Here is a 12,830-nt window from a genome sequence, read left to right as displayed (position 1 = left end):
AGGGTTAGAAATTTCTTAACAGCCTTGCGTGTCGGGCGGCCCTGTCATGCTGCCGCTTGTATGTCGGCGTCTAGGATTGTCAGGTTCCGGCCCCGATGCTTGGCCTGGTAGAGACGCCGGTCGGCGGCTCGCATCAAGTCCGACACATGGGCATCCTCGCCGCACAGAGTGCCGCCGATGCTGACGGTGAGCGGGATGGTTCGTTCATCGACGGGCCGGAAGCGAATGAGCTCGACTTCGCGGCGGATGCGCTCGGCAACGCGCTTGGCCTCCTGTTCGGTGGCGCCGATCAGATACGCGGCGAACTCCTCGCCGCCTATGCGGCCAAGGATGTCGCCGCCCCGCACGCCGCGCTCGATCGCGCTGGCGATCAGCAGCAGCGCCTCGTCGCCCGTCAAATGGCCGAAACTGTCGTTGATCCTCTTGAAATGATCCGCGTCGATGATCAACAGCGCACCGCGATCCGACTTGCGCCGCGAGCCATCGAGCGCGGCGAAGAAGCTCTCTCGGTTGAGCATGCCGGTCATGTCGTCTCGGCTCGCCTTTTCCTGCAGGCGGCGATGCGCCGCGGCGAGTTGTGCATGGGCGCGGGCAAGCTCGCGATGCGCGCTCTTCAACCGGTCGCTTTGCCAGAAGGTGCTTGCGCTGGCGACCCATGCGAGGACCAGAGGACAAACCGTCGAACTCAGCCAGATCGTGCGGCTGACCGGAAATCCCATCGCCGGGACGACGATCAGCGTCAGCAGGAGGGAGGCGGCGACGGAGGCGAAAGCGACGGCAGCGGATTTCAGGAATATGCTATTCATCGCGTGCTCCATGGACCGCTTCTGTGCCAGCAAGCCCTGAAGGACACCTTTCCAAGATGCCTAAAATTTGAATCGCCGAACCATTTCAACCGGTCTGGACCCGGTTGGCTTGTGGATAAACTTCTCGTCCGGATCTGCCTTTTCATGCCATAAGGATGACATGACGACACTCCCTGATCCGGCCCGCTTCGCCCACGTCACCGACTGGGTTTTCGACCTCGACAATACGCTCTATCCGCACCATTCGAACTTGTTCTCGCAGATCGACGTCAAGATGACCGCCTATGTCGGGGAGCTGCTGGCGCTGCCGCGCGACGACGCGCGTAAGCTGCAGAAGGAGCTTTATCGCGAATACGGCACGACGCTGAACGGGCTGATGGCCCGCCACGGCATCGATCCGGACGATTTCCTCGAAAAGGTGCATGACATCGACTATTCGTGGCTGGTGCCCGATCCGGTTCTGGGCACCGCCATCCGCCAGCTTCCGGGCCGCAAGTTCATCTTCACCAATGGCGACCGCAAGCATGCCGAACGCACGGCGCGCCAACTCGGCATCCTCGATCATTTCGACGATATCTTCGACATCGTCGCCGCCGGGCTCAATCCTAAGCCGGCGCGCCAGACCTACGAGAAATTCGCCGAACTCCACGCAGTCACCGGCTCCAATGCAGTGATGTTCGAGGATCTTGCGCGCAACCTGTCGGTGCCGAAGGCGCTCGGCATGACCACGGTGCTCATCGTGCCGCGCAATTTTGAGCCGACTTTCTCGGAGATATGGGAGCGCGATCCGGCGCAGGAAGACGACGTCGATTTCGTCACCGACGATCTTGCGGGGTTCCTGACGGCGATCGTGGAGGGGGTGGAGGAATTGGAGAAATGAGGAATTGAGGAATTGCGGTCCAATTCTTCAATTCCCGGTTCCCCGCCCTACTCCCCCAGTTTGTAGAACCGGCTGATAATACCCCAGGCCTCGTCGGCGGTGTCGACGAAATCGATAATGTGCTGGTCGCCAGGGCTGATCGTGCCCTGCTCGGCGAGGAAGTCGAGATCGATCGCCCGTTTCCAGAAAGACTTGCCAAACAGGATCACCGGCACGCGTTCCATGCGCCCGGTTTGGATCAGGGTCAGCGTTTCGAAGAACTCGTCCATCGTGCCGAAGCCGCCCGGAAACACCGCCACCGCCTTGGCGCGCATGACGAAATGCATTTTGCGGATGGCGAAATAGTGGAAGTTGAAGCAGAGCTCCGGCGTCACATAGATGTTCGGCGCCTGCTCATGCGGCAGCACGATGTTGAGGCCGATGGACGGCGCGCCGACATCGTCGGCGCCGCGGTTGCCTGCTTCCATCACGCCAGGCCCGCCACCAGTGACCACCACATATTCGCGATAGTACGATGCCGCGGACTGCCGCGAGCACAGGCGCGCGAATTTGCGCGCCTCGTCGTAATATTTGCTGTTTTCCTCGAGGTTCTTCTTCTGCGTGTCGTTCTTTGCAGCCCAGGCCTCGCCGCCGGGTTCAGGCAGGCGTGCGCCGCCGAACAGGATCACCGTCGACCGGATGCCGCGCTCGGCGAGGATCATCTCCGGCTTCAGCAATTCGAGTTGCAGGCGGACGGCACGCAATTCGCGCCGCGTCATGAAATCGGGATCGTTCCAGGCCAGCCGGTAGGTCTCGGCACGCGTCTGCGGCGTATCCGGCACGCTCTTCGACCGCTCAAGGTCCTCGTCCGAATGCGGCAGCGGAGTCCACCCCGCCTTTTCCATGGGAGTCATATGTTCATCCGTCCAATTCTTTCACTTGCGCCGTCCCGTGACGCACCCGCGATTGACCCCCATTGAGCCTTAACATAAGCAGGGTCCGCGAAAGGCATGGCCTGCCAGGGGTCCGCGCGACTTTCAAAACAAGTTAGGGCGCAGCCCCTTAACAGCTTGGTAATGGAGCGAATTCATGTCGAAGCCCGATCTCGCGAGCCTCGAAAAGACCATCGAGAAGGCCTTCGAGGAACGCGATACGATTTCGACGGCGACGCGCGGCGAAACGCGCGACGCCATCCTGTCGGCGCTCGACCTGCTCGACCGGGGCAATGCCCGCGTCGCCGAGCGCCAGGCCGACGGCAAGTGGCACGTAAACCAATGGCTGAAGAAGGCGGTGCTGCTGTCGTTCCGTCTCAACCCGATGGAAATCATCAAGGGCGGCCCCGGCGAGGCGGTCTGGTGGGACAAGGTGGCCTCGAAGTTCGACGGCTGGGGCGCGGTCGATTTCGAAAAGGCCGGCTTCCGTGCCGTGCCCTCGTCGATCGTGCGTCGCTCTGCCTATGTCGCACCGGGCGTCGTGCTGATGCCGTCCTTCGTCAATGTCGGCGCCTATGTCGACACGGGCACCATGGTCGACACATGGGCGTCGGTCGGCTCATGCGCGCAGATCGGCAAGAACGTGCATCTATCGGGCGGCGTCGGCATCGGCGGCGTGCTGGAGCCGATGCAGGCCGGTCCAACCGTCATCGAGGACAATTGCTTCATCGGCGCGCGCTCCGAAGTGGTCGAGGGCTGCATCGTGCGCGAGGGCTCGGTGCTCGGCATGGGCGTCTTCATCGGCCAGTCGACCAAGATCGTCGACCGTGCCACCGGCGAGGTCTTCTATGGCGAGGTGCCGCCCAATTCGGTCGTCGTCGCCGGTTCCTTGCCGGGCAAGCCGCTGCCCAATGGCGCGCCCGGCCCTAATCTCTATTGCGCCGTCATCGTCAAGCGCGTCGACGCCAAGACACGCTCCAAGACGTCGATCAACGAATTGCTGCGCGATTGAGTCTTGCCGCAATCGCCAGTGCGTTGAAAGGGGCGGCAATGGGCCGCGCTGGCCTTGACGACCAGGGGCGTGGACCGGCGGCCCTCGGCATGATCTATCCGATCATCGTTCGCATGCTGGCGCAGGCCGAATGCACGACCAACGCAAGCGCCGGAGGTGCCAAGCAATATGGACCAGACCCGCTCGCCTGATAGATCGAATCTCACCTGGCTTTTCTTCAAGACCTCGGGTCGAGTCAGCCGCGCGGCCTATTTTCTCGGCGGCTTGCTGGTCGCCATCATCCAGGCCTTTCCGCTCTATCGTTTCACGCTGGTGCCGGAAGGCTCGGCGGAGAGCAATATGTGGTCGTTCATCTTCTTCATCGCCTTCATCGCCTCGCTATGGTCGAACATCGTGCTGGCGGTAAAGCGGCTGCACGATCTCGATAAGCCCGGCATTGCTGCGCTGATCCTGTTCGTACCGGTCGTCTCGATCATCGCTTTTGTCGTGCTTTGCCTGTTTCCGGGTCAACCCGGGCCAAACCGTTACGGCCGGCGCACCAACGAGCCGGCCCAGCCCTGACGATTGGTCGGACACCATGCGCTACCGAACGCTTGATCCGAAACTGATCGTCGCAACCGCCGAACGGCTGGAAGAACGCATCGCCGACCGTTTCCCTCAATCAGGCTTGCGCGGCGTTGCCGCCGAGCTGGTCTCGCTGTCGCGCGACCTGGCAACGGCGGCAAAGGCGCTGGAAGAGCCGATCCTGTGGCTGCGCGGCCTCATTGTCGCGGCTTTCATTGCCGGTGTGCTGGTGTTTGTGTTCGTCGGCACCATCCTGCCGCTCGACCGCCTTTCCGGCGTCCCCGACGCTGTGCAATCGGTGCAGGGCATCGAGGCGTCCATCAACACCATCATCCTGGCCGTGCTCGGCTTCCTGGCTTTGATACGCACCGAGGAACGCATCAAGCGCAAGAAGGTCTTTCGCCAGTTGCACGGCCTCCGCTCGCTGATCCATGTCATCGACATGCATCAGCTGACCAAGGATCCCGCCGCGCTGTCGACCGACTTCAAGCCGACGGCCCATTCGCCGGAACGCATCACCGATCCCGCCGATCTGGCGCGCTATCTCGACTATTGCTCCGAAATGCTGTCGATCACCGGTAAGGTCGCCGCCCTGTTTGCGCAATCGGTCAATGACGACGTGGTCATCGACGGCGTCAACGACATTGAGAATCTAAGCTCCAACCTGTCGCGCAAGATCTGGCAGAAGATCACCCTGATCGAGGGTCGCCGCTGACGGCATCCGGGGTGAGGCCAGGCGCGCCGCGCTTGTCGGACTCAGCCCGATCGACCAGCGCCGTCACGCGCCGGATGATGGGCGTTGGCGTCCCCGTTTTCTGGGCCAGCCGCAGGATGGCGCCCTGCAGGTCGCCGATCTCGGTCGGCCGGCGGTGATGCAGATCGTCCCACATCGATGAGCGCGCCTGAGGGTCTATCGCCAGCATGCGCCGCGCCAGCAGCCTGAACAGCCAATCCGGCAGCCTGAGCACGGTCGGCAACAGCGCCGGCCGCAAGCCGGCGACCCGCGCCGGCTCGATGCCGGATGCCTTCATTGCGGTCAACGCTTCGTCGATCTGGCTGGCCAGGATCAATCGCCAGCGACGATCTGCAAGTTCCGATGCCAGCGGCAGATCCGCCAGCGCCACCAGCGCGTTGTTCAAATTCATCAAGAGCTTGCCCCACAGCACTGCCTTGATGTCGGCATGGGCTTCAACGGCAAACCCGGTGACATTAAGAAGGCCGACTAGGCCGGCGTCGCCGGCTTCTATCATCGCCATGCCGCCGCTCGCGCGATGGACGCGCAGCGGTACCACGCCGCCGCCCGACTGCACGACATTGAACGGCACCATCCCGGCCAGAACTGTTCGCCCGGGCAGATCCCCGCGCAGCCTGTCGGCATTGTCGACGCCGTTCTGCAGGCTGACTACCGCGGCGCCGGGCCGGGCATGAGCCCCGATCAGAGCGGCCATGTCTTGGGTCGCGCCGCTCTTGACCGTCACCAGGATCACGTCCGCCTCGCGCAAGGCGGTCGCCGGATCGGTGGTGATGCTGATTGCGTCTGGTGGGATCGAGCGGCCGCGGCCGTCCAGGTCGGTAACCAGCATTCCGCCCCGCAACGCCGCCTCGATGCGCAGCCTTGCCAGCAGGATCACCCTCCGCCCGGCGAGCATCAGGCATCCGCCGGCATAGCATCCGACGCTTCCCGCGCCAGCAATGACAATCGTCCTGTCCGCGTCCGCCATTCGCTCGCTCCGTCCGCGCGATTATACGACATGAAAACCATAATGTCGGCAGATGGTCGGCCATTGCGCCGACCCCCATGTCTGGTCGTGACAGGCCATGCGCTTTCGACTATCGCTTTTGCCATGACGCTGCCGACAGACCCCGCCGCCAACCTCGCCGCCCTTATCCAATGTGCCTCGGTGACGCCAGCCGAAGGCGGTGCGCTGAGCGCGCTGGAAACCATGCTGAAGCCTCTCGGCTTTGTGGTCGATCGACCGATCTTTTCCGATGACGGGACGTCCGATATCGAGAACCTCTACGCGCGTCGTTCCGGCAACGGCCCGCACCTGATGTTCGCGGGCCATACGGACGTCGTGCCGGTCGGCGACGAGACCGCCTGGACGCATCCGCCCTTCGCCGCCGAGATTGCCAATGGCGAGATGTATGGCCGCGGCGCCGTCGACATGAAGGGCGGCATTGCCTGTTTCGTCGCGGCCGTCGCGCGCCATGTCGAGTCACATGGCGGCCCCAAGGGCTCGGTCTCGCTGCTGATCACCGGCGACGAGGAGGGCCCTGCCATCAACGGCACTGTCAAGCTGCTCGACTGGGCGGCTTCCCGGGGCGAAAAATGGGATGCCTCGATCGTCGGCGAGCCGACCAATCCGGACGCTCTCGGCGACATGATCAAGATCGGTCGGCGCGGCTCGCTGTCCGGCGCAATCACCGTCAATGGCCGCCAGGGCCACGCCGCCTATCCACAGCTGGCCGACAATCCGGTGCGCGGGCTGATCAGCCTGCTCGACGCCTTGCTGCATCCCGTCTTCGACAACGGGACGAAGGACTTCCAGCCGACGAACCTGGAGGTCACATCCATCGACGTCGGCAATCCGGCGACCAATGTCATCCCGGCCAAGGCGACCGCGCTCTTCAACATTCGTTTCAACGACACCTGGACGGCGGAAACCGTGCAGGCGGAAATCCACAACCGGCTGGACCAGGCTGCCGGCCGCAAGAAATATCGGCCGGGCAAGGACACGCCGGTCGATTATGATCTCGCCTGGCGAGACCGTCCGAGCCATGTCTTCCTCACCCGCGACGACAGGCTGATCGAAACGCTGAGCGGTTCCGTCAAGGCCGTCGTCGGCAGGCAGCCCGCCCTGTCGACCTCGGGCGGCACATCGGATGCGCGCTTCATCAAGGACTATTGTCCGGTGGTCGAGTTCGGGCTGGTCGGCAAGACCATGCATATGGTCGACGAGCGCGTTGCCCTTGCCGACTTGGAAACGCTGACGCAAATCTACCAGCGTTTCATCGAAGACTGGTTCGAACGGGGCTGAGCAGCATGCTTTCGGCGGAAGAGACCCAAGCCTCCCTGACCGGCGCCTGGCGATTGATGCTGGGCAAGGTCGATGGGCTGCGCCTGCTGGACCTCTCGGCCGACGGGTTCTGGAATTCCTTTTTCGCTGTGGTCGTCGCGGCGCCGGCGCTGATCGTCGGCTGGGTCGGCACGGCAAACCAGATCGGCGATCCCACTGCTTTTGCCGGGCGCTTTGGCATGTTGATACGTCTGGCCACCGTGGATCTTGGGTCGTGGATGCTGCCGCTTTTCGCCCTCGTCCTGGTAGCCCCGCGCATCGGAATAGGCGACCGGTTCGTCCATTACGTCGTTGCCAGCAACTGGGCGTCGGCGATCACGGCATGGATCATGCTGCCGTCGGCGCTGATCCAACTCATATTGCCGCCACCCAACCAATTCTTCGACCTGGTTTACCTGTCTCTGTTTGCGCTGTCCCTTGTGCTGATCTGGCGCATGACCATCGCCGTGATCGGCAAGGGCGTGGCGGTTGGCGCCGCTGTTTTCGCCGGCATGCTCATTGCGTCATTCGTCGTCCTTTTCGGCCTGGCGGCTATACTCGGTATCTCCGGGCCGACGGCCGGGACCTAAAGCAATTTCAGGAAGCGTGCGCGGCGCTTCCTTTGGAATTGCGTGAGAAACGAAAGTCTAACTTTCGGGATAATCGACGCCAACGAGAAAAAGCCCATCCGGCGGGGCGACCTGGCCGCAGGCGGCCCGGTCCCGAGCATCGAGCGCCGCTTTCAGGTCGGCCGTGGTCCAGCCCCCTTCGCCGACACGCTTGAGCGAGCCGACCATCGAGCGCACCTGGTTGTGCAGGAAGGAGCGCGCGGAAGCCTTCACCTCTACCACGTCGCCCTCCCGGCTCACATCGATCCGCTCCAATGTCCTGACCGGGCTGTTGGCCTGGCATTGGGTCGAGCGGAACGTGGTGAAATCATGCCGTCCGAGCAGGACTTTCGCCGCCTCGTGCATGGCGTCGGCGTCGAGCCTTTTGGGCACCCACCACACCTTGCCTTTGTCGAGAGCCGCCGGGGCGCGGCGGTTGACGATGCGATAGATGTAATGCCGGCCGGTGGCCGAGAAGCGCGCGTCGAATGCCTCCGGCACCGCTGTCGCCCTCAGCACCGCGATGCGGTCGCCGGCGATCTGCAGATGCGCGTTGATGGCGTCGCGCACCTTGTCACTTGGCCAAGCCTTGGCGAGATCGACATGTGCCACCTGGGCGGTGGCGTGGACGCCGGCGTCCGTGCGGCCGGCGCCGCGCAGCGATACCTGTTCGCCACAGAATTTTCCGATCGCCTGCTCGATCGCCTGCTGCACGGAAGGCTGGCCTGCCTGACGCTGCCAGCCGGCGTAGAGACCGCCATCATACTCGATGTCGAGACGGAAACGCGGCATGTCAGCCGGGCTTCCGCCGCTCAGGCCGGGAGCGCGGCGAAAGCCGAGGCGTAGATCAGCCTGCCGGATTCGGGCGCGTCGCCCCAAGCCAGCGCCTGCAGGGACGCGCCCTGGTGTCCGCTCTCGAACTTCTCGGCTCGCGCGTGGGTGTAGCCGAAACGCCCGTAATAAGCGGGATCGCCCAGAACCACGGACAAGGTCTCGCCTGCGTCCCTGAGGCGAATATGCGCCTCGCGGATCAGCGCCCCGCCAATGCCACTGCCATGAAACGAGGGCTCCACCGCCAACGGCGCCAATGCAACGGCGGCGAACTTCCCGCCTTTGCCCTGGACGAACAGGCGCGAGAACAGGATGTGGCCGACGACCTGGCCTTCCTCTTCCGCCACCAGTTCGGCAACGGCATCGCCGCCCGTGACCAGAGCGTCGACCAGCCCGGCCTCCGCCTGCTGGCCGAAAGCGTGTTCCTCGACGAGGCGGATGGCCTCGCGATCCCGCGGCGTCGCCGCGCGTATCGACATCATGCTCATGAAAACGCCATTCCTTTTTCGATTCTGGTCCCGCGCAGGAATTCCGATGCGAGAGCGGGCCTTCCGCCCGCCCTTTGAACTTCGATCAGCCTGATCGCGCCCGAACCACAGGCGACCGTCAACCGGTCGTCGAGAAATCCGCCCGGTTCGCCAGCGCCGTCCGATAGCGTCGAACGGAGCAGTTTCAGCCGTTCCGGGCGGCCGCCAAGGATAAGCTCGGACCAGGCGCCTGGAAAGGGCGACAGGCCGCGTATGGTGTTGTGGACTTCGGTCGCCGGCCGGGTCCAGTCCACGCGCGTCTCGGATTTATCGATCTTGCGGGCATAAGTCACCCCGTCCACCCTTTGCTTGGTAAATTTCAGGCTATTGGCTTGCAGCCGCGCCAGAGCTTCCAGCATCAGGGCAGCGCCGAGGCCCATCAACCGATCGTGCAGATCGCCGGCCGTCATATCCGGGTCGATGGCGCATTTTTCCACCACACCCACCGGGCCGGTGTCGAGACCTTCCTCCATGCGCATCACCATCATGCCGGTCTCGCTGTCGCCCGCCATGATGGCACGCTGGATCGGTGCCGCTCCACGCCAGCGCGGCAGCAGCGATGCATGGCCGTTGATGCAGCCGAGCCTCGGCGCATCCAGAATCGCTTTCGGCAACAGTAGACCGTAGGCCACGACCACGGCGATGTCGGCCTGCAAGGCTCGGAATGCCTGCTGCTCGGCCTCGCCCTTGAGCGACGTGGGTGTCCGGACCTCGACGCCCAGCCGTTCCGCCTCGCGCTGCACCGGCGACGGCGTCAGTTCAAGGCCGCGCCGGCCAGCCGCGCGTGGCGGCTGCGTGTAGACCGCGGCGATGTCATGCCCGGCCTGTGCGATCGCGCGCAGCGTCGGCACGGAAAAGTCCGGCGTGCCCATGAATATGACGCGAAGCGGCATTGTCGTTCGATGTCCCGTCTTCCGCCTCGGCCGTGAGCCGGCTCAGGCTTTCGCTTCAAACGGGTTTATGAGCTTCAGGTCAAGGCCATCGAAATCGCGGACATTGCGCGTGGCAAGCGTCGCGCCGTGTGCAAGGCAGATCGCGGCGATCATCGCGTCTTTAGTCTCGACGGGTATTCCAGCCAGTCGTCTTGCCGCGGTGATGCGGCCATACTGTTCCGCAGCCATATCTCCGAAAACCAGGGTTCGACCAGAAAACTCGCCTCTGATCCTGGAGATGCTTTGGAGAAGACCGTCCCGCCGTAAGGCATCCTGAATGAGGTAGGCTCCGAAATAGAGCTCCGCGAAAACGTTAGTGGAGAGAAAGAGGGCCGCCATTTCCTGACCGTTCAACCAGTCGATGACGTTTTGGTTTCGGTGCCGCGAAAGCACCTCCGAAATGACGTTGGTGTCCAGTATGATCATTGTGATCAACCGAAGTCGGGCGGCCCACGGTCAGCTTCGCCTCGCGACTTCATGATCTCCTGGATTTCGTCATCGGTAAAACCATCGTCGCCAACGAGCGAGCAGAGAAGGTCTCCCGCTTTTCCTGTTCGCTGCGCCGCAAAACCCTTTTGCATCAAAACGACTGCCTCCTCGGAAAGGCTTCGCCTGTTGAGGCGAGCACTTTCCTCCAGACGCCGTTTCAATTCAGGATCGATCCTGCGAATAAGCATGTCACCCATTGGCACCTCATCAACTTGATATCAATGATATCACTGTCGATCGAAAGATCCAATCGAAGACTTGCTGGTGGGCTTACGGGCCATTGATCCGCAAAAAGCACCTATCCCACCAGCTTGCCCGGAGCCTTGTCCTTGGCCAGCTTCTTGAACTTTTTCACCACCATGTCGCGCTTCAGCTTCGAGATATGGTCGATGAACAGCACGCCGTTGAGATGGTCGATCTCGTGCTGCAGGCATGTCGCCATCAGCCCTTCGGCCTCCATCTCCTGCAGCTTGCCGTCGCGGTCGAGATACTTGACCCGCACAGAGGCGGGGCGCTCGACCTCTGCGTAATAGTCAGGGATGGACAGGCAACCTTCCTCGTAGACCGAGCGCGCATCGGCGCTCTCCAGGATCTCAGGGTTGATGAACACATGCGGCGCCGGGGTCTCGTCCTCCTTGGCGAGGTCGATCACCAGCATGCGCACGGGTTCGCCGATCTGGATCGCCGCCAGTCCGATGCCGGGCGCGTCATACATGGTTGCCAGCATGTCGTCGGCAAGCTTGCGCAAGGGCGCGTCGACACGTTCCGCCGGCTTGGAAACCTGGCGCAGGATGGGGTCGGGAAGGATGATGAGCGGCTTGATCGGCATGGCGTCCCACGTAAGACGTCCAGCGAAAAGCGTCAACCGCTGGGGAGGGATCTCGTTCCCGTTTTGATCTGTGCCGGCGGCGCGAATCGTCTATGCTGTCCACATGAACGACCTGACATCGATCCTTTCGGAGCCCATCGCGCGGCTTGGCGCCTCCACGGTCACGCTTGGCCATGCGCTGGCCTTCGGCGCCATGCTTTTTCTGGGCCTCTTCACGGCGCTAGTCATAGCATTGTGGCGGTCGGCCAAGGCGCGCGCCATCGCTGCCGCCGAAGCCGCGGACCATGCGCGAGATGCCGAGGCGCGCATGGCCGGCATCCTGCAAGCCCAATCGGAGATGCAAGGCCGCATGGGAGCCATCGCCGAAGTCTTCGGCGCACGGCAGGCGGAGCTTACGCAATCGATCGGCCAGCGGCTCGACGCGATGACCGGCCGCCTGGGCCAGACCATGACCGAGCAGACCCGTTCTACCCATGAGAGCCTGGCCAAATTGCAGGAGCGGCTGGCGATCATCGATGTCGCCCAGGGCAATATCCAATCCCTCGCCGGCCAGGTCGTGCAATTGCAGGCGATTCTTTCCAACAAGCAGACGCGCGGCGCTTTTGGCCAATCGCGCATGGAGGCGATCGTCGCCGATGGGCTGCCGCATGGCGCCTACGAATTCCAGGCGACGCTGTCGAACGGCAGCCGCCCGGACTGCCTGGTCAAGATGCCGAACGGCGCGCCGTCGCTGGCCATCGATGCCAAGTTCCCGCTCGAGGCTTGGAATGCCATCCGCGCCGCCGATGGTGCCGACCTTCAGAAATCCGCTGCGCAGGCTTTCCGTCGCGACATCGAGATCCACGTCCGAGACATATCGGAAAAATACCTGATCCAGGGCGAGACGCAGGACACCGCCTTCATGTTCGTGCCGTCTGAATCGGTGTTCGCCGAGATCCACGAGAATTTCGAGGCGATCGTCCACAAGGCGCACCGCGCCCGCATCGTCATCGTCTCGCCCTCGCTGCTGATGCTGTCGATCCAGGTCATCCAGGCCATACTCAAGGACGCCCGCATGCGCGAACAGGCGCATCTGATCCAGGGCGAGGTCATCCGCCTGATGGAGGACGTCGCCCGTGTCGATGAACGCGTGCGCAAATTGCAGGTCCATTTCGGCCAATCGGCCAAGGACATCGATGACATCCTTGTCTCGACCTCGAAGGTGACCAAGCGCGGCCAGAAGATCGAGGCGCTGGAGTTCGGCGTTCAGACCGAGGCCGATGCCGCCGCGGACGTCGCGCCACGCACTCCCGCCGCAAAGGTCGATGCAGGCCCGCGGGCTGCCGACTCCAAGACCGGCCAGCTCAGGCTGAGGGTCGTCGAAGGCGACGATTGAGACGCCGCCC

At 63.2% G+C, this 12,830-nt stretch carries 17 protein-coding genes; 8 read left to right on the top strand and 9 right to left on the bottom strand.

Going from position 1 to position 12,830, the window contains the following annotated elements; genetic code table 11:
* Nucleotides 1–44 precede the first annotated feature (44 nt).
* Complete coding sequence (locus tag LB513_RS19155) at nucleotides 45–806, bottom strand: GGDEF domain-containing protein (RefSeq protein WP_224665076.1); 762 nt, start codon at nucleotides 804–806, stop codon at nucleotides 45–47.
* A 160-nt stretch (nucleotides 807–966) separates the two neighbouring features.
* On the opposite strand from LB513_RS19155, the gene LB513_RS19150 reads away from it, so the two are divergent.
* A complete protein-coding gene (locus tag LB513_RS19150; protein WP_224665075.1) occupies nucleotides 967–1,686 on the top strand; it encodes a pyrimidine 5'-nucleotidase in 720 nt (239 codons plus the stop codon).
* Nucleotides 1,687–1,733: 47 nt separating this feature from the next.
* On the opposite strand, the gene LB513_RS19145 is transcribed toward LB513_RS19150, so the two are convergent.
* Nucleotides 1,734–2,579, bottom strand: coding sequence for an LOG family protein (locus tag LB513_RS19145; RefSeq protein WP_224665074.1), 846 nt, complete (start codon nucleotides 2,577–2,579; stop codon nucleotides 1,734–1,736).
* A gap of 175 nt (nucleotides 2,580–2,754) precedes the next feature.
* Between LB513_RS19145 and dapD the strand changes: the two genes are divergently transcribed.
* From dapD to LB513_RS19125, 4 genes are read left to right on the top strand one after another with little or no spacing between them, the layout of a single operon-like run.
* Nucleotides 2,755–3,609, top strand: coding sequence for a 2,3,4,5-tetrahydropyridine-2,6-dicarboxylate N-succinyltransferase (gene dapD / locus LB513_RS19140; protein ID WP_224665073.1), 855 nt, complete (start codon nucleotides 2,755–2,757; stop codon nucleotides 3,607–3,609).
* 38 nt (nucleotides 3,610–3,647) lie between these two features.
* The gene (locus LB513_RS19135) at nucleotides 3,648–3,800 is read left to right on the top strand and encodes a hypothetical protein (protein ID WP_224665072.1); all 153 of its coding nucleotides are present in this window, start codon (nucleotides 3,648–3,650) and stop codon (nucleotides 3,798–3,800) included.
* On the top strand, nucleotides 3,778–4,170 hold the full coding sequence (locus LB513_RS19130) for a DUF805 domain-containing protein (protein WP_224665071.1): 393 nt from the start codon (nucleotides 3,778–3,780) through the stop codon (nucleotides 4,168–4,170). Before LB513_RS19135 ends, LB513_RS19130 begins: the two co-directional genes overlap by 23 nt.
* A gap of 16 nt (nucleotides 4,171–4,186) precedes the next feature.
* Nucleotides 4,187–4,888 (top strand): hypothetical protein, encoded by a 702-nt coding sequence (locus LB513_RS19125; protein WP_224665070.1) that lies wholly within the window; start codon nucleotides 4,187–4,189, stop codon nucleotides 4,886–4,888.
* Here LB513_RS19125 and LB513_RS19120 read toward each other — a convergent pair.
* The gene (locus LB513_RS19120; protein ID WP_224665069.1) at nucleotides 4,863–5,894 is read right to left on the bottom strand and encodes a 2-dehydropantoate 2-reductase; all 1,032 of its coding nucleotides are present in this window, start codon (nucleotides 5,892–5,894) and stop codon (nucleotides 4,863–4,865) included. The two genes, LB513_RS19125 and LB513_RS19120, sit on opposite strands and share 26 nt — an antisense overlap.
* 123 nt (nucleotides 5,895–6,017) lie before the next feature.
* Between LB513_RS19120 and dapE the strand changes: the two genes are divergently transcribed.
* Complete coding sequence (gene dapE / locus LB513_RS19115; protein ID WP_224665068.1) at nucleotides 6,018–7,211, top strand: succinyl-diaminopimelate desuccinylase; 1,194 nt, start codon at nucleotides 6,018–6,020, stop codon at nucleotides 7,209–7,211.
* A gap of 5 nt (nucleotides 7,212–7,216) precedes the next feature.
* Nucleotides 7,217–7,819 carry a transporter gene (locus LB513_RS19110; RefSeq protein WP_224665067.1) on the top strand — a complete coding sequence of 201 codons (603 nt, stop codon included), beginning with the start codon at nucleotides 7,217–7,219 and terminating at the stop codon, nucleotides 7,817–7,819.
* Nucleotides 7,820–7,876: 57 nt separating this feature from the next.
* On the opposite strand, the gene truA is transcribed toward LB513_RS19110, so the two are convergent.
* From truA to def, 6 genes are all read right to left on the bottom strand, one after another.
* A complete protein-coding gene (gene truA / locus LB513_RS19105; protein ID WP_224665066.1) occupies nucleotides 7,877–8,629 on the bottom strand; it encodes a tRNA pseudouridine(38-40) synthase TruA in 753 nt (250 codons plus the stop codon).
* Nucleotides 8,630–8,649: 20 nt separating this feature from the next.
* Nucleotides 8,650–9,156, bottom strand: coding sequence for a GNAT family N-acetyltransferase (locus tag LB513_RS19100; protein WP_224665065.1), 507 nt, complete (start codon nucleotides 9,154–9,156; stop codon nucleotides 8,650–8,652).
* Nucleotides 9,153–10,088 (bottom strand): methionyl-tRNA formyltransferase, encoded by a 936-nt coding sequence (gene fmt / locus LB513_RS19095; RefSeq protein ID WP_224665064.1) that lies wholly within the window; start codon nucleotides 10,086–10,088, stop codon nucleotides 9,153–9,155. The genes LB513_RS19100 and fmt overlap by 4 nt, the downstream gene beginning before the upstream one ends.
* A gap of 42 nt (nucleotides 10,089–10,130) precedes the next feature.
* Nucleotides 10,131–10,553: a type II toxin-antitoxin system VapC family toxin gene (locus LB513_RS19090; RefSeq protein ID WP_224665063.1), complete on the bottom strand. Its 423-nt coding sequence runs from the start codon at nucleotides 10,551–10,553 to the stop codon at nucleotides 10,131–10,133.
* A gap of 5 nt (nucleotides 10,554–10,558) precedes the next feature.
* Nucleotides 10,559–10,813, bottom strand: coding sequence for a plasmid stabilization protein (locus tag LB513_RS19085; protein ID WP_224665062.1), 255 nt, complete (start codon nucleotides 10,811–10,813; stop codon nucleotides 10,559–10,561).
* A gap of 101 nt (nucleotides 10,814–10,914) precedes the next feature.
* Nucleotides 10,915–11,445 (bottom strand): peptide deformylase, encoded by a 531-nt coding sequence (gene def, locus LB513_RS19080; protein ID WP_224665061.1) that lies wholly within the window; start codon nucleotides 11,443–11,445, stop codon nucleotides 10,915–10,917.
* A 103-nt stretch (nucleotides 11,446–11,548) separates the two neighbouring features.
* Between def and LB513_RS19075 the strand changes: the two genes are divergently transcribed.
* Nucleotides 11,549–12,820, top strand: coding sequence for a DNA recombination protein RmuC (locus LB513_RS19075; RefSeq protein WP_224665060.1), 1,272 nt, complete (start codon nucleotides 11,549–11,551; stop codon nucleotides 12,818–12,820).
* Nucleotides 12,821–12,830 lie beyond the last annotated feature (10 nt).

The organism is Mesorhizobium sp. ES1-1 (assembly GCF_020164785.1).
GTDB lineage: Bacteria > Pseudomonadota > Alphaproteobacteria > Rhizobiales > Rhizobiaceae > Mesorhizobium.
The sequence above is the reverse complement of the archived record's forward strand: the minus strand, read 5'-3'. Positions and strand labels throughout refer to the sequence as shown.